This window comes from Actinomadura rubrobrunea NBRC 15275 (assembly GCF_001552235.1).
GTDB lineage: Bacteria > Actinomycetota > Actinomycetes > Streptosporangiales > Streptosporangiaceae > Spirillospora > Spirillospora viridilutea.
On record NZ_BCQU01000125.1, the window covers coordinates 1 to 15,893 of the forward strand.

Here is a 15,893-nt window from a genome sequence, read left to right on the forward strand (position 1 = left end):
CGTCGCTCGCGCAGGGCGCCGAGCACGCCGAGGAGGTCGGTCTGCTGGAGCCGGTGGACCTGGACGGCCTCTACGACCTCGGGCCGCTCAACGAGGTGCTCAAGGCGAGCGGGAAGGCACAGGTCAGCGACAAATGACTCAGGCCGCCACGGCCGCCCTCAGCCGGACCCCAGCGCCCGCGGCGGTCCGGCTGAGCGGCGTCTCCAAAGCGTTCGGAAGCGGCGACGCGGCCCTGCTCGCGCTCGACGACGTGTCCCTGGAGGTCGCGCCCGGCGAGTTCGTCTGCCTGCTGGGCGCGTCCGGCTGCGGCAAGAGCACCCTGCTCAACCTGATCGCCGACCTGGACACGCCGACGGCCGGCACGATCGACACCGGCGGCGCCCGCGTGGCGCTGATGTTCCAGGAGCCGGCGCTGTTCCCGTGGCTGACCGTCACCGCCAACATCGAGCTGGCGCTGAAGATGCGCGGCGTGCCCAGGTCCGAGCGGCGCGAGCGCGCCTCCGCCCTGCTCGCCTCGGTGCACCTGAGCGGATTCGAGAAGAAGCGCCCGCACCAGCTGTCGGGCGGCATGCGCCAGCGGGTCGCGCTGGCCCGCGCCCTCGCCCTGACGGTGGACGAGACCGACGGCGGCCAGGGCACCCTGCTGCTGATGGACGAGCCGTTCGGCGCGCTCGACGCGATGACCCGCGACCTGCTGCACGACGAGATCGAGCGGATCTGGCGAGAGCGCGGGCTGACCGTCCTGTTCGTCACCCACAACGTGCGCGAGGCCGTCCGGCTCGGCGACCGCGTGGTGCTGCTCAGCAGCCGTCCCGGCACGGTGGTGGAGCAGTTCCCGGTCGACATCGCACGCCCCCGCCGGATCGACGCCGCGCCGGTGGCGGCGCTGGCCGGCGAGATCACCGACCGGCTGCGCGAGGAGGTCGGCCGCCATGGCGCTTGAGACCCGCACGAACGCACCGGACCCCGGCGCCGGCGGCGCCGCGGCCGGCGATCCCGCGCTGGAGCGGCAGATCGCCGGGCTGGACGCGCTGGAGCTGGCCGCGGGCGCGCGCCGCGGGCCGCTGGCGCGGCTGTGGTCGGCGCTGTGGCCGATGCTCACGGCCGTGGCGATCGCGCTGGCGTTCTGGCAGGCGGTGGTGTGGAGCGGCTGGAAGGACCCGTGGGTGCTGCCCGGGCCCGCCGACACCCTGCCGATCTTCTGGGACCAGGTCACCAGCGGCCGGTTCTGGGAGGCGGTCGCGCTGACCATGCGGCGGGCGCTGGTCGGGTTCTCGGTGGCCATCGTGATCGGCGTGCTGGTCGGCGCGCTGGTGTCGCGGTTCCTCGTGCTGCGGCGCGCGTTCGGCTCGCTGATCACCGGGCTGCAGACGATGCCGTCGATCGCCTGGTTCCCGCTGGCGATCCTGCTGTTCCAGCTCAGCGAGAGCGCGATCCTGTTCGTGGTGGTGCTGGGCGCGAGCCCGTCCATCGCCAACGGGCTGATCGCGGGCGTCGACTACACCCCGCCGATCCTGCTGCGGGCCGGCAAGGTGCTCGGCCTGCGCGGCCTGCTGCTGTACCGGCACCTCATCCTGCCCGCCTCGCTGCCGTCGTTCGTCGCCGGGCTCAAGCAGGGCTGGGCCTTCGCCTGGCGCAGCCTGATGGCGGGCGAGCTGCTGGTGATCATCGGCGACACCACCTCGCTGGGCGTGCTGCTGTCGCAGGCCCGCGAGCTCAACAACACCGCCGACATGATCTCCTACATGATCGTGATCTTGATCATCGGCGTCGTCATCGACCAGCTCTTCGGCGTGGCCGACCGCGCGCTGCGCACCCGCTGGGGCATGGACGTCGACTGACCGGGCCCGCCGGCACAGGAGCACGGCCCGCGCCGCCGCGACCCGGACGCGCCCGCCGTGCGCGGTGGGGGCGGGCCTGGGGCGCGCGATCCCGCCCCAGGCCCGCGCGGCCGGTCGCCCGGGCACGCGGCCGCCGACGCCCCGCCCCGGGGCGTCCCTAGACGCTGTCGAACCCTAGACGCTGTCGAAGCGGAAGCGCTGGTTGGCCGTGCCCCGGCACCGGTACTGGATGATCGGAACGTTGTTCGCGGTGCTGGCGCCGCGGACGTCCAGGCACTTGTCGTGCAGGGTGCGGATCTCGTACCGGCCGTTGCGCACCCGCCGCAGCCGGAACTTTTGGTTGGCCGTGCCGTCGCAGGCGTACTGGATGATCGCGGTCTCGTCCCTGGCGCTCTCCCGGGCGACGTCCAGGCACTTGTCGTGCAGGGTGCGGATCTCGTACCGGCCGCCGTCCGCGGCCACCAGCCAGAACCGCTGGTTGGCCGAGCCCTGGCAGGAGTACTGGATGATCGGCGTCCCGCTGGCGGCGACGCCGCCGCTGACGTCCAGGCACTTGTCGCTGAACGTCACGACTCTCACGCGGTGCGCGTTCCGTAGTCGGCTCGTCTCGGAGGCGTCGGCGACGGGGCTCGTCAGGGGCGTGACGAGCGCGAGCAGGGCCGCCGCCGCCAGGCCGCGGCGCGCCGTGACGGGACCGGCGGGGCTGGTCAGGGGGAAACGCATGGCACACCTCTCAGGTGAACGGATGTCGCGCCCGATCTCCATCGGACTACCTCAAGTAATCATCTCGTCGCTCTAGGTGTGCAGAGTTGTCCAGGCCACAACCTTCTTGCGCGAGAGGTAGCCAACTCCCGCCGCGGCGGAAGCCCCCTCACCTGCGCGGGAACTCCCTAAACCTTGTCGAGGGCGGCGTCGATGGCGGCGCTGAAGGCGTCCACCTCATGCCGCCCCTCGTACAGCTCCCCGTTGATGAAGAACGTGGGGGTGCCGCCCACGCCGCTGCGTTCGCCGCCTTCCATGTCGGCGGTGATGCGGCGGCGGTGGCGTTCGACGTCGGTCCACAGGGACACGCCCATCGAGTCGGCGTAGGCCGTGAGATCGGAGTCGGACAGGGCGAGCTGGTTGCGGAACAGCGTGTCGTGCATCTCCCAGAAGCGGCCCTGGTCGGCCGCGGCCTCGGCGGCGAGGGCCGCGGCCATCGCGCGCGGGTGCACCTCCGACAGCGGGAAATGCCGGAAGACGATGCGCAGCCGGTCGCCGTAGCGTTCGCGCAGCTCTTCCAGAATCGGATGGGCGCGGCCGCAGTAGGGGCACTCGTAGTCGCCGTACTCGACGAGCGTGACCGGCGCGTCGGCGGGACCGCGGATGTGGTCGGCGTCGGTGACGGGCGGCAACGGCTCGGCCTCCACCGGGATGTCCGCCTCGCGGCTCGGGGACGCGCACACGGCGCCGCGATTCCACGCCAGGCGGAACACCACCCAGCCGAACCCGGCCGCCAGCAGCGACCCCGCCAGGATGCCGATCTTGGCCTGGCTCTGCAGCGCCGGGTCGTCGGCGAACGCCAGATCGGTGATGAACAGCGACACCGTGAAGCCGATGCCGGACACGGCCGCGCCGCCGAGCACCTGCCCCCACACCAGGCGGCCGGGCAGGGCGCCCCAGTCGAGCCGCAGCGGCAGCCAGGTGCCGACGACGATCCCGAGGAACTTGCCCGCCGGCAGGCCCACGGCCACGCCGATCGTGACCGGCGAGGAGGCGGCGGCGCGCAGCGCGTCGCCGTCCAGCCGGACGCCCGCGTTGGCCAGCGCGAAGATCGGGACGATGACGTAGCTGGTCCACGGGTGCAGCAGCAGCTGCAGCCGCTCGTTCACCGAGACGGTGCGCTGGACCGTGCGCCCCGCCTCGACGGCCAGTTCGGGGGTGGGGTCGCGCGACAGCTCCCGCAGCAGCTCGCTCGCCCGCAGCATCTTGTACCCGCTGGGCGCGTACACCACGACCAGGGCGCCGAGCAGGATGCCCGCGAGCGTGGGGTGGACGCCGCTCTCCAGCATCGCGGCCCACACGCCGAGGCCGAGCAGCAGGTAGGCCGGGGCGCGCCAGAGCCGCAGCCAGCGCGCCGCGACGATCAGCCCGGTGAGCAGCACGGCGACGAGCAGCGCGACCACCGACAGCGACTCGGTGTAGAAGACCGCGACGACCAGGATCGCGCCGACGTCGTCCACCACGGCCAGGGTGAGCAGGAAGGCGCGCAGCGGCTCGGGGCAGCGGCTGCCGATCACCGCCAGCACGCCGAGGACGAACGCGGTGTCGCTGGCCAGCGGGATGCCCCAGCCCGCGGCGCCGGGGCCGCCGGCGTTGAACGCGGTGTAGACGAGCGCGGGGATCGCCATCCCGCCGAGCGCGGCGACGGCCGGCACGGCGACCAGCCGGCGGTCGCGCAGCTGGCCGATGCGGACCTCGCGGCTGACCTCCAGGCCGATGACGAAGAAGAACAGCGCCATCAGCCCGTCGTTGACGACGTCCCGCAGATCCAGGGCGGCGGTGTGCCCGCCGACCCGCACCGCCAGCTCGGTGCGCCAGAACGCCTCGTAGGTGTCGCCGAACGGGGAGTTGGCCCACAGCAGCCCCGCGATCGTGGCCGCCAGCAGCACGCTCGTGCCGCCGACCTCGGTGCGCAGGAACGACCGCAGCCCCGGCGGCACCGCCCGTGCGGCGATCGAGATCTCGCTCATGTGCGCCGCCCCGGCCGTTCGCGCGTCATGCCCCCACCCATCGCGGGCTACAACCACGCACGTCAGGGACTTGTTCCGGCGCGTCCCGCCCCGTCGTCGGCCACGTCGCGGGGCGACTCGGGATCGCGGAACGGCCACGAGTCGCGGCGCGGGCCGTCGCCGCCGCGGCTGACGCGCAGGATGACGGTGCCGTCCGGGCCGGTCGACATGCTCGCCACCGTGCCGGGCGGGTAGACGTCGGACGCCACGGCCGAGCCGAGGCGCGCCCGGAACCCGGTCTCGCGCAGCCGGGCGAGCGCGGCGCCGAGCCGCATGCCGCGCACGTCCGGGGCCCGGTCGAGCTCACCGCTGCCCCGGCTGAAAAAGCGCGCGGGCGGCCGCACGAACGAGGAGGCGGGGCGTCCGGCCAGCGCGCCGACCATGGTGTCGCGCCAGATCGGCGCGGGGATCGTGGCGCCGTACACCGCGCCGTAGCAGCGGCCGTTCATGCACAGGTCGGTCATCGGGTGCTTGTAGCCGCCGCGCGGGTCCCCCACCCACACCGCCGCGGCCAGGTCCGGCGTGTACCCGGCGAACCAGGCGGCGGAGAAGCCGTCGACGGTGCCGGTCTTGCCGGCGGCGGGACGGCCGATGCCCATCCCGCGCGCGGTGCCGCGGGTCAGCACGCCGCGCAGCACGTGGTTGACCGCGTCGGCGACGCCCTCGTCGATCACCTGCTCGCAGCGGGCGGGCGGCACCTTCAGCTCCCGGCCCTGCGCGTCGGTGATCTTCGTGATGGCGATCGGCTCGCAGTAGCGGCCCCGGGCGGCGAACGCGGCGTAGGCGGCGGCGAGCCGCAGCGGCGACACCGGGTTGAAGCCGAGGGTGAAGGAGGGGTACTGCTCCAGCGGCTCGCCGTTGGCCTGCCGCATGCCCAGCTTCTCGGCCATCTTCACCGTGTCGCACAGCCCGACCCGGCGCTGCAGCGCCAGGAAGAACGTGTTGACCGAGTGGTGGGTGCCGGTGACCAGGCTGAACTCGCGGCCGCCCTCGCCGTCGGCGGCGTTGCGCAGCGGCTTGGTGTCGCCGACGCGGCGGCCCTTGCAGTCGCGGTAGCCCGTGGGGACGAAGGAGCGCGGCGCCATGAGGCGGGTGCCGAACGGCATGCCGTCCTCCAGCGCGGCGGCCAGCGTGAACACCTTGAACGTCGAGCCGGCCTGCATGCCGATGCTCGAGCCGTGGCTGGCGTCCGCGGCGAAGTTGATCCACGTCTTGCCGCGTTCGCGGTCCGACCCGAGGTCGCGGTCGACGGCCATGCCCCTGATCGCGCCGGTGCCGGGCTCGACGAGCGCCTCGGCGGCGGCCTTGCCGGCGGAGTTCGTCGGGGGGACGTGCCGGTCGACGGCGCGTTGCGCGGCCCGCTGCGTCTGCGGGTCCAGGGTGGTGTGAATGGTCAGCCCGCCGCGCTTGAGCAGCCGTTCGCGGGCCTTCCGCGTCGGGCCGAACACGGGATTGGTGAGGATCTCGCGTTGGACGTAGTCGCAGAAGAACGGGGCCTTGCTGACCACGCAGCCGTTGGGGGTCCGCTTGACGCGCAGGCCCAGGGGGCGGCGCGCGGCGGCCTCGGCGGCGGCGTCGTCGACCCAGCCGAGCTCGGCCATGCGGCGCAGCACGACGTTGCGGCGCTCGCGCGCGGCCGCCGGGCGGCGGGTCGGGTCGTAGGCGTGCGGGTAGCGGATCACCCCGGCCAGCAGCGCCGCCTCGTGCAGCTCCAGCCGCGCCGCGGGCTTGCCGAAGTAGTGGCGGGACGCCGCCTCGATGCCGTAGGCGCCGTCGCCGAAGTAGGCGATGTTGAGGTAGCGGCGCAGGATCTCGTCCTTGGAGAACCGCTTCTCCAGCGCCACCGCGTACCGCAGCTCGCGGATCTTGCGGGCGGCGGTGATCTCCTGGGCGGCCCGCCGCTCCTCGGCGTTCTCCGCCTGCGTGATCAGCAGGTTCTTGACGTACTGCTGGGTGATGCCGGAGCCGCCCTGGGTGACCTCGCCGGACGACAGGTTGCTGGCCAGCGCCCGCAGGGTGCCCTGGGAGTCCAGGGCGCCGTGCTCGTAGAACCGGCTGTCCTCGATGGCCAGCACGGCCCGGCGGGCGACCGGCGCGATCTGGTCCAGCCGCACGTCGATCCGGTTCTGGGTGAAGAACGTGGCGATGAGCGAGCCGTCGGCGGCCAGGATCCGCGACCGCTGCGGCACGCCGGACACGTCCAGGTCGTCCGGCTCCTCCTGGAACCAGCGCGCGGCGTCGCGGGCGCCCATTCCCGCGGCGCACACGGGGGGCAGCAGCATCAGCGCGACCAGCACGCCCGCCAGCGCGCCGAGCCCGCCCAGGCGCCGGACGGCCCGCAGGCGCGCGGCGGCCGCGCTCTTCGCGGTACCGCCACGGGAGCCTCCCAGCACGCGCCAAGAGTAGACGCGGCGACCGCGGCTCACCACCCCCGGCGGGATCTCGCTCCGCGGCGGGGACGGGTCACTCGGCCGCCCGCGTCCGCTCCCATGCCTTGACACGATCGCGGAATACCCTGCAGACGGCACGCAATTCCGCTTCCGCATCACGGCCCTGCGCCCGGCTCTCCCGCACCAGCCGGAACAGGCGCGCCCCCAGGGCGCTCTCCTCCCCGGCGTCGCCGGGGGACACGGAGGGCTGCTCCTCCGCGGGCGGCTCGGGGAGGTCGAACAGCTCGGGCGGGGCGCCGGCGCGCTCCGCGCGGCGCTGCAGCTGCGCGGCCAGGGTCAGCGCCGGCTGGCCCATGGGCACGCCGTCCAGCACCGACGCCTCGCCGCCGTTCTTGGCGGCGCGCTCGGCGGCCTTGATCTGCTCCCAGTTGGCGTTGACCTCGTCGGCGCCGGACACCGTCACGTCGCCGAACACGTGCGGGTGGCGGCGCACCAGCTTGTCGACGATCGCGCCCGCCACGTCGTCGATGGTGAAGCGGGTCTCGTCGGTGCGCTCGGCGGCCACCGCGGCGTGGAACGCCACCTGCATCAGCACGTCCCCGAGCTCCTCGCGCAGCGCGCCGAGGTCGCCGTCCTCGACGGTGTCGGCGACCTCGTAGGCCTCCTCCAGCAGGTACGGCACGAGCGAGGCGTGCGTCTGCTTGGCGTCCCACGGGCATTCGCGGCGCAGCGTGTCCATGACCGACACCAGGTCGAGCAGCCGGGCGCCGGGCAGGTCGTAGGAGCCGTGCAGCACCTCGACGGTGGGCGGGTCCTGCCCGGGGCGGGGGGACGGCCCCCCGCCCCCGGCGCCGTCCACCACGATCTGGCCGATCTCGCGCATGAGCGCCTCGTCGCCCTCGGGCGCGGCCACCCACACCACCTGCGCGGCGCGGGCGGCCTCGACCAGGGCGGCCGGGTCGGGTTCGGCGACCTCCTCCGGCCGCACGCCCGCCTCCCGCAGGTACGGCAGCAGCGGGTGGCCGGCCGGGGCGAGCACGCGATCGGCCGACCGCAGCGTGTCCCACGCCTTCCACGTCAGCAGGCCGGGAGCGACGCGGTGCGTGGTGGCCAGCAGGGTCAGGCTCATGGTCAGCGGGTCCCCGGTTCGGGAGCGGACAGACGCTGCCGCACCGGCTCGATGGCGACCTGCCGCGGGTCGAACGACCCGAACCGCGGGTTGACCCGGATGTCCATGTCGGCGGCGGTGCGGACGAACTGGTCCACGACGCCGCGGTACGCGGCGGTGCTGCGCGGCCCGCGCGGGTCGGCGGGGTCGGCGCCGAGCCGGGTCGCGAGCTGCTCCTGGACGGTCAGGTAGCGGGCCAGGTCGCGGGTGTAGCGGGCGGGCAGGCCGTAGGCCAGCGTGACCGAGCGGGCGCCGCCGCGGCGGTCCAGCTCGCCGACGGTGCGGTCGACCGCGCCCTCGTTGATCGCCAGCCGGTTGCGGCGGGCCACCTCGTCCGCGACGCGGAACTTGATGAGCATGGTGAGCGCGCCGCGCATGTCCGACTCCGACAGCTCCACGGCCAGCTGCTGGTCGGGGCCGCCGGGGGCGGCGCGCATCTGGTTGGCGATCGGGTCGGCGCGGAACTGCCGCTGCCAGTCGCGCACCGCGCCGTTCAGGGCGGCGGTGCTGATGCGGTCGTCGCCGATGAGGGCGGCCGCCCCCGCCTTGGGCGGAGCGCCGCCGCAGCCCGCCAGCACGGCCGCGGCCGCCGCCGCCAGCGCCGCCGCCTTGACCGCCCCGGCGGCCCTCACGGCCGCACCGCCTTCACGGTTGTACCGAGCACGGAAATCCTCGATCCTCTTGCGTTCCCCTACAGAATCCGATCTTGGTCAGCCTAGGCCCGGGCCGGCTCCAGCAACAGGGCCTCGACCAGGTCCGTGGCCCATTTCAGCAGCTCCTGATCGCGCAGCGGACGGCCGCCCAGCGGTTTGGTCTTGGGCACCGGCACCAGCAGCGTCCGCACGGCGGGCTTGAGCACGCTCTTGGGGTAGAGCCGCTGCAGCCGCACCTGCTTGGAGTCGGGCAGCTCCACCGGCGCGAACTTGACGAAGTTGCCCTGCAGGGCCACCTCGGTCAGCCCGGCCTTGCGCGCCCGCACCCGGAACCGCGCCACCGCCAGCAGGTTGCGCACCGGCTCGGGCGGCGGGCCGAACCGGTCGCGCAGCTCCTCGTGCACCTGCGCGACCTCGTCGTCGGAGGTGACGGCGGCGATGCGCCGGTAGGCGTCCAGCCGCAGCCGCTCGCCCGGCACGTACTCGTGCGGCAGGTGGGCGTCGACCGGCAGCTCCACCTTGGTCTCGGGCGTCTCCTCGACGGCGCCGCCCTCCTTCAGCTCGCGCACCGCCTCCCCGACCATCCGCACGTACAGGTCGAACCCGACGCCGGCGACGTGCCCGGACTGCTCGGCGCCCAGGATGTTGCCCGCGCCGCGGATCTCCAGGTCCTTCATCGCCACGTACATGCCCGCCCCGGCCTCGGTGTGCTGGGCGAGGGTGGCCAGGCGCTCGTGCGCGGTCTCGGTCAGCGGCGTCTCGGGCGGATAGAGGAAGTAGGCGTAGGCGCGTTCGCGGCCGCGGCCGACGCGTCCGCGCAGCTGGTGCAGCTGCGCCAGGCCGTACATGTCGGCGCGGTCCACGATCAGGGTGTTGGCGTTGGGCACGTCCAGACCGGACTCCACGATCGTGGTGGCCACCAGGACGTCGAAGTTCTTCTCCCAGAAGTCCACCATGACGCGTTCGAGCTCGTGCTCGTTCATCTGGCCGTGCGCGACCGCGATGCGCGCCTCGGGGACCAGCTGCGCCAGATTGGCGGCCACCCGGTTGATCGACCGGACCCGGTTGTGCACGAAGAACACCTGGCCGTCGCGCAGCAGCTCGCGGCGGATGGCGGCGGCGATCTGCTTGTCGTCGTACGGGCCGACGAAGGTCAGCACCGGGTGCCGCTCCTCGGGCGGGGTCAGGATCGTCGACATCTCCCGGATGCCGGTCAGCCCCATCTCCAGCGTCCGCGGGATCGGGGTGGCGGACATGGCCAGCACGTCCACCTGGGTGCGCAGCCGCTTGAGCTCCTCCTTGTGCTCGACGCCGAACCGCTGCTCCTCGTCGATGATCACCAGGCCGAGGTCCTTGAAGCGGGTCTGCGACGACAGGATGCGGTGCGTGCCGACGACGACGTCCACCGTGCCGTCGGCCAGCCCGCGCAGGGTCTCCTCGACCTCCGCGTCGCTCTGGAACCGGCTGATCGGCTTGACCACCACCGGGAACGGTCCGAACCGCTCGGAGAACGTCGACAGGTGCTGCTGGACGAGCAGGGTGGTCGGCACCAGCACCGCGACCTGCTTGCCGTCCTGCACCGCCTTGAACGCGGCGCGCACCGCGATCTCGGTCTTGCCGTACCCGACGTCGCCGCAGATCAGCCGGTCCATCGGGACGGGCCGCTCCATGTCGGCCTTGACCTCTTCGATGGCGGCGAGCTGGTCGGGCGTCTCCACGTACGGGAAGGCGTCCTCCAGCTCGCGCTGCCAGGGGGTGTCCGGCCCGAACGCGTGGCCGGGGCTGGCCATGCGCGCCGAGTACAGCCGGATCAGCTCGCCCGCGATCTGCCGGACCGCCTTGCGCGCCCGCGACTTGGCCTTCTGCCAGTCGGCGCCGCCCAGCCGGTGCAGGGACGGCGACTCGCCGCCGACGTACCGGGTCAGCTGGTCGAGCTGGTCGGTGGGGACGAACAGCCGGTCGCCCTTGGCGTACTCCAGGATCAGGTATTCGCGGGTGGCGCCCTGCACGGTGCGGCTGACCATCTCCACGTACCGGCCGACGCCGTGCTGCTCGTGGACGACGTAGTCGCCGGCGCGCAGCTGCAGCGGGTCGATGCCGCCGCGCCGCCGCGACGGCATGCGCCGCATGTCCTTGGTGGACGCCTTCTGCCCGGACAGATCCGCCTCGGTGACGACGGCGAGCTTGATCGAGTCCCAGGTGAAGCCGTGCTCCAGCAGGCCGGTGGAGACGCTGACCAGGGCGGGGGCGGGCGGTTCGGCCAGGTCGGTGAGGGCGGCGCCGATGCCCTCCTCGCCGACGAGCTGCGCGAGGCGTTCGGCGGGGCCGTGGCCGGGGGTGACCAGGACGACCCGCCAACCGTCGCCGGTCCACCTCTTCAGGTCGCCCATGACGCGGGCGGTGTCGCCGCGATACGCCTCGGCCGCGTGCACGCCGAGGTTGAGCGCCTCGCCCTCGGGGGTCAGGGCGGTGACCGTCCATCGGGTCAGCCCCAGCTCGGCGGTGTGCCGCTGAACCTCCTCCAACGAGCGGAAGGCGGCCGCGCCCAGGTCGATGGGGGCTTCTCCCCCTGCCGCCGCGGCCACCCAGCTGGCCTCCAGGAACTCCTGGCTGGTGCGCACGAGTTCGGCGGCGCGGCCGCGGATGCGCTCCGGCTCGCACACCAGAAGGTGCGACCCCTGGGGAAGCAGGTCGGTGAGCAGCTCCATCCGGTCGGCGAGGACGGGCGAGAACGCCTCCATGCCCTCGACCGGGTCGCCGTCGGCGATGCGGGTGAGCACGTCCTCCAGCGCCGGGTGCTCCTCGGCCAGCAGCTTGGCCCGTTCGCGCACCCGCTCGGTCAGCGGCAGCTCGCGGCACGGCGGCGCCCACAGGCCGTCCTGCGCCACCTCAAGGGAGCGCTGGTCGGCGGCCTTGAAGTAGCGGATCTCCTCGACGGTGTCGCCCCAGAACTCCACGCGCAGCGGGTGCTCCTCGGTGGGCGGGAACACGTCGAGGATGCCTCCGCGCACGGCCAGTTCGCCGCGCTTTTCGACCAGGTCGACGCGGGTGTATCCGGCGTCGGCCAGGCGGCGGACGACGTCGTCCAGTTCGGCCTCGTCGCCCGGCCGCAGGCGCACCGGCTCCAGGTCGCCGAGCCCGGCCACGATCGGCTGCAGCACCGCCCGCACGGGCGTGACCACGACCCCCAGGGGCCCGCCCGCGCCGTCGCCGGCGTCGGGGTGGGTCAGGCGGCGCAGGACGGCCAGGCGCCGGCCGACGGTGTCCGAGCGGGGCGACAGCTTCTCGTGCGGGAGCGTCTCCCACGCCGGAAAGCACGCGACCCGGTCGGGGTCCAGCAGGCTGGTCAGCGCGGACGCCAGGTCCTCGGCCTCGCGTTCGGTGGCGGTGACGGCCAGCACCACTCCCCCGTCGGCGGTGCGGCGCGCCAGGGCCGCGGCCAGGATCGGCCACAGCGCGGGCGGCGCGACCACGTCGCGGTCGACGCGCGCGTTCTTCAGCGCGGCGCCCAGGTCCGGATCGCCGCACGCCAGGTCAACAAGTCCAGAAAGCGTCATGTTCGCCCGCTCGTCGATGCTCCTTGCGGTGGCGGCCCCGCCCCGCCTTTGAAGAGATCCCGCCGCCTGGCCCGGCGCCCGCCCGGCCCCCCGCCGGCGGACGGCCCGCCGCGGGGCAGCCCGAAGCCCCGGGAATCCTCTGGACCCCGGAGCGCCCTATCAGCCTACGCGCCCTCATACCGTCCCGTACGGACCATGCCGGGATCGTTGGAGCCGCCAACATCGGGGGCGGGGCCGCGGCGGGACGCGCCGCCCGCCCGCGAGGTTGGTCGCCTCACCGCATGCGGCATTCCAAGAAGGTGCAAATAGCAGACAGTGCGCAGTCGCGCGGTTACGCTGCGAGATTGTGACCGATCTGCGTACGCCGCCGCTCAACGATGGTGATCTGTTCTCCGAACGCGTCCGGCAGTACGCCCACGACCGGCCGCTGCGGCCCGTCCACATCCTGGAGGCCGGATGCGGATGGGGGCGGGGCCTGGACCTGGGCGACTGCGAGCATCGGGTCACCGGTGTCGACATGGACGCCCCGGCGTTGCGCGCGCACACCGCGGGGCGCACCGACCTCGACGAATGGCACCTGGGCGACCTGCGCACCGTGCCCATGCCGCCGCGCGCCTACGACGTGGTGCACGCCCCGTTCCTCATCGAGCGGGTGCCGCACGCCGAACTGGTGCTGGACCGCTTCGTGGCCGCCCTGAAGCCCGGCGGGCTGCTCCTGGTGCGGCTGCGCGACCGCGACACCGCGTTCGGCTTCCTCGACCGCCGGCTGCCCCGGTGGCTGCGGGACCCGCTGTGGCGCCGCCTGGCCCGGAACGGCCGGACCGAGCTGCTGCTGGCCCCTGAGGCGCTCGCCGCCGGGGCGGCGCGTCGGCGGCAGGACGCGGACGCCCCCGGCGAGGCCGCCGACCGGTCGGACGCGGCCGCGTCCGACGCCCCGGAGGCGGAGGCGGGCGGCGCCGCGGCGTCCGAGACGGCCGCGCGGCGGCGCGCCCGGCGCGCGGACGCGGGCGGGCGCGCCCCGGAGGTCGGGATGCCGCCGCCCGCCGTGTACGAGAAGGTCGCGTCCCGGCAGGGCATGCGCTGGTACTGCGTCATGCGCGGCCTGGTGATCGCCGAGGAGTACGCCACCCGCGCCTCGCTGGACGCGCTCGGGGCCGGGACCGGCCTCGTCGGCGGGCTGTGCCGGCTGATCGCCACCCTGTCGCGCGGGCGGCTCACCGCCGAGCACAGCGAGGTCACGCTGGTCATCCGCAAGCCGGAGAACCGTTTCGCGCGGGTCATCTGACCGCGGGCGCCCGGCCCGGCCGCGGCGGGCCGAGGTGCGCACACCGTGCGCGCTCGGTAGATTTTTTCGCGGAACCCCCTGACTGACCTGCGTCGGCCCGGTTCCCCGCCCGGGCAGGATCGGAGACCGCGTGACCGCCGAGACGGGCCTTCCCGACACGCTGCGCGATCTGCCCGCATACACGCCGGGCACAGTCGAACTGGCCGATCTGGAACTGCTGCTGGCCGGGGCCTACGCCCCGCTCACCGGATTCCTCGGCTCCTTCGACACCGCCATGGTGATCGCCGGAGGTCGCCTGGCCGACGGCACGCCGTGGCCCGTTCCGGTCACCCTCGCGGTGCCCGAGGAGCTGACCGGCCACGAGCGGCTCGTCCTGCAGGACCCCGAGGGCGTGCCGCTGGCCGTGCTGAACGTCGCCGAGGCGTGGCAGGACCCCACCACGCGCGGATGGCGCCTTGCGGGCCCGCTGGAACCCGTGCGGGCGCCCGCGCACGGACCGTTCCACCGGCTGCGCCGCCGCCCCGACGAGCTGGAACGCCCCGACGGCCCGCTGCTGGCCGTGGCCACCCGCGAGCCGCTGCACCGCAAGCAGCTCGGCCAGGCGCGGCAGGTGGCCGAGCAGCTGGGCGCGCGGGTGCTGGCGCTGCCGCTGCTGGGCGGCGGACACGACGAGTCCCTGGTGCGGGCGCTGCTGGCGGTGCGCCGGGAGCTTCCGGACGGCGCGCAGGTCGTGCCGGTGCCGCTGCCGCCGCGCGAGGTCGACGGGGAACGCGACCTGCTGCTGCGCGCGCACGTCGCCGCCGCCTACGGCGCCACCCACCTGCTGGCCGACGAGACGCAGGGCGAGACCGCCGAGAAGATCGCCGAGAGCGCCCCGATCCCGGTGGTGGTGCCCGAGCCGTGGGCCTACGACGCCGACGTGGAGGTGTGGCGCCCCGTCGCCCGCATCGAGCCCGACCACGTCCAGGCGGAGCTCACCCCCGAACAGCTCGGCGAGCTGCTGGACCGGGGGGACCCGATCCCCGACTGGTTCACCCCGCCGGCGGTGGCGGCGGAGCTGGCCGCGGCGCGCCCGCCCAAGCACGAGCGGGGCCTGACGGTGTTCTTCACCGGGCTGTCGGGCTCGGGCAAGTCGACCGTGGCGCGCGGGCTGGCCGACGCCCTGATCGAACGCGGCGGCCGCACCGTCAGCCTGCTGGACGGGGACGTGGTGCGGCGGCTGCTGTCGGCCGGGCTGACGTTCTCCCGCGCCGACCGGGACCTCAACATCCGCCGCATCGGGTTCGTGGCGGCCGAGATCACCCGGCACGGCGGGGTGGCGATCTGCGCGCCGATCGCGCCGTACGCCGCCACCCGGGCCGAGGTGCGCCGGATGGTGTCGGCGGTCGGCGACTTCGTCCTGGTGCACGTGGCCACGCCGCTGGAGGAGTGCGAGCGGCGCGACCGCAAGGGCCTGTACGCCAAGGCCCGGGCCGGGCTCATCCCCGAGTTCACCGGAATCTCCGACCCGTACGAGGAGCCGGACCCGGACGTCGACGGGGGCGCCGACCTCGTGCTCGACACCACCGGGATGGAGCCCGACGAGGCCGTGGGCCGGGTGCTCGACCTGCTGGTGCGGGGCGGCTGGGTGCGTCCCGAGCAACCGCCCAAGTAACACCGAGTAACAGCGCCGACAGCGTCACCGCCGGAGACCACGGCCTTTTCGGCAGGACGTTCCGCCCCCCTGCTCTTCGCACATCCCGTCGGGCCGTCTAGGCTGGTTTCTCGGCTTTCCAGATATACCCGGTAGGTCATGCTGATGGACTTCGATTGGACGATGGCGCTCGGCTCCTTCGTGGTCGCCGTCGTCGTCGGGCTGACCGGCATGGGCGGGGGCGCCCTGATGACGCCGATGCTGGTGACGTTCTTCGGCGTCAGTCCGCTGGCCGCGGTCTCCAGCGACCTGGTCGCGGCGGCGGTGATGAAACCGGTGGGCAGCGCCGTGCACTACCGCCGGGGGACCATCCACCTGCCGCTGGTGGGGTGGCTGTGCGCGGGCTCGGTGCCCGCCGCGTTCTGCGGCGTGCTGGTGGCCCGGGCCCTCGGCGACGGCGACGACGTGCAGCGCGTCATCCAGAAGGCCATGGGCGTGGCGCTGCTGCTGGCGGCCGCCGGGCTGATCGCGCGCGGCTCCATGGCGCTGGCCGACCGGGCGGCGCGGCGCGGCGCGGGCGAGCGCCGCACCGCCG

At 74.1% G+C, this 15,893-nt stretch carries 11 protein-coding genes; 5 read left to right on the forward strand and 6 right to left on the reverse strand.

Annotated elements, in window-relative coordinates:
- Positions 1–133 precede the first annotated feature (133 nt).
- On the forward strand, positions 134–943 hold the full coding sequence (locus AR3_RS26610; protein WP_067918020.1) for an ABC transporter ATP-binding protein: 810 nt from the start codon (positions 134–136) through the stop codon (positions 941–943).
- Entirely contained in the window at positions 933–1,841 is a 909-nt protein-coding gene (locus AR3_RS26615) for an ABC transporter permease (protein WP_083952067.1), read from the forward strand. Before AR3_RS26610 ends, AR3_RS26615 begins: the two co-directional genes overlap by 11 nt.
- 174 nt (positions 1,842–2,015) lie before the next feature.
- On the opposite strand, the gene AR3_RS26620 is transcribed toward AR3_RS26615, so the two are convergent.
- From AR3_RS26620 to mfd, 6 genes are all read right to left on the reverse strand, one after another.
- On the reverse strand, positions 2,016–2,564 hold the full coding sequence (locus tag AR3_RS26620; RefSeq protein WP_067918021.1) for an RICIN domain-containing protein: 549 nt from the start codon (positions 2,562–2,564) through the stop codon (positions 2,016–2,018).
- 167 nt (positions 2,565–2,731) lie between these two features.
- Positions 2,732–4,573 carry a Na+/H+ antiporter NhaA gene (gene nhaA / locus AR3_RS26625; protein ID WP_083952071.1) on the reverse strand — a complete coding sequence of 614 codons (1,842 nt, stop codon included), beginning with the start codon at positions 4,571–4,573 and terminating at the stop codon, positions 2,732–2,734.
- Between the two features lie 62 nt (positions 4,574–4,635).
- Positions 4,636–7,005, reverse strand: coding sequence for a penicillin-binding protein (locus AR3_RS26630; RefSeq protein ID WP_227022946.1), 2,370 nt, complete (start codon positions 7,003–7,005; stop codon positions 4,636–4,638).
- Between the two features lie 70 nt (positions 7,006–7,075).
- A complete protein-coding gene (locus AR3_RS26635) occupies positions 7,076–8,131 on the reverse strand; it encodes a nucleoside triphosphate pyrophosphohydrolase (protein ID WP_067918023.1) in 1,056 nt (351 codons plus the stop codon).
- 2 nt (positions 8,132–8,133) lie between these two features.
- Positions 8,134–8,802: a hypothetical protein gene (locus AR3_RS26640; protein ID WP_067918027.1), complete on the reverse strand. Its 669-nt coding sequence runs from the start codon at positions 8,800–8,802 to the stop codon at positions 8,134–8,136.
- Positions 8,803–8,885: 83 nt separating this feature from the next.
- A complete protein-coding gene (mfd, locus tag AR3_RS26645; RefSeq protein WP_067918029.1) occupies positions 8,886–12,380 on the reverse strand; it encodes a transcription-repair coupling factor in 3,495 nt (1,164 codons plus the stop codon).
- 346 nt (positions 12,381–12,726) lie between these two features.
- On the opposite strand from mfd, the gene AR3_RS32455 reads away from it, so the two are divergent.
- The 3 genes from AR3_RS32455 to AR3_RS26660 all read left to right on the forward strand — a co-directional run.
- Positions 12,727–13,665 (forward strand): class I SAM-dependent methyltransferase, encoded by a 939-nt coding sequence (locus tag AR3_RS32455; RefSeq protein ID WP_227022945.1) that lies wholly within the window; start codon positions 12,727–12,729, stop codon positions 13,663–13,665.
- Positions 13,666–13,795: 130 nt separating this feature from the next.
- Positions 13,796–15,319: an adenylyl-sulfate kinase gene (cysC, locus tag AR3_RS26655; protein WP_067918031.1), complete on the forward strand. Its 1,524-nt coding sequence runs from the start codon at positions 13,796–13,798 to the stop codon at positions 15,317–15,319.
- Between the two features lie 138 nt (positions 15,320–15,457).
- Positions 15,458–15,893: sulfite exporter TauE/SafE family protein (locus AR3_RS26660; RefSeq protein ID WP_245637930.1), on the forward strand; the 436-nt coding region annotated here is incomplete at its 3' end.

What these genes read in the sequence shown, in the direction of transcription:
- AR3_RS26610 (WP_067918020.1), top strand. Translation starts at nt 134, where the DNA reads ATGACTCAGGCCGCCACGGCCGCCCTCAGCCGGACCCCAGCGCCCGCG.
- AR3_RS26615 (WP_083952067.1), top strand. Translation starts at nt 933, where the DNA reads ATGGCGCTTGAGACCCGCACGAACGCACCGGACCCCGGCGCCGGCGGC.
- AR3_RS26620 (WP_067918021.1), bottom strand. Translation starts at nt 2,564, where the DNA reads ATGCGTTTCCCCCTGACCAGCCCCGCCGGTCCCGTCACGGCGCGCCGC.
- nhaA (WP_083952071.1), bottom strand. Translation starts at nt 4,573, where the DNA reads ATGAGCGAGATCTCGATCGCCGCACGGGCGGTGCCGCCGGGGCTGCGG.
- AR3_RS26635 (WP_067918023.1), bottom strand. Translation starts at nt 8,131, where the DNA reads ATGAGCCTGACCCTGCTGGCCACCACGCACCGCGTCGCTCCCGGCCTG.
- mfd (WP_067918029.1), bottom strand. Translation starts at nt 12,380, where the DNA reads ATGACGCTTTCTGGACTTGTTGACCTGGCGTGCGGCGATCCGGACCTG.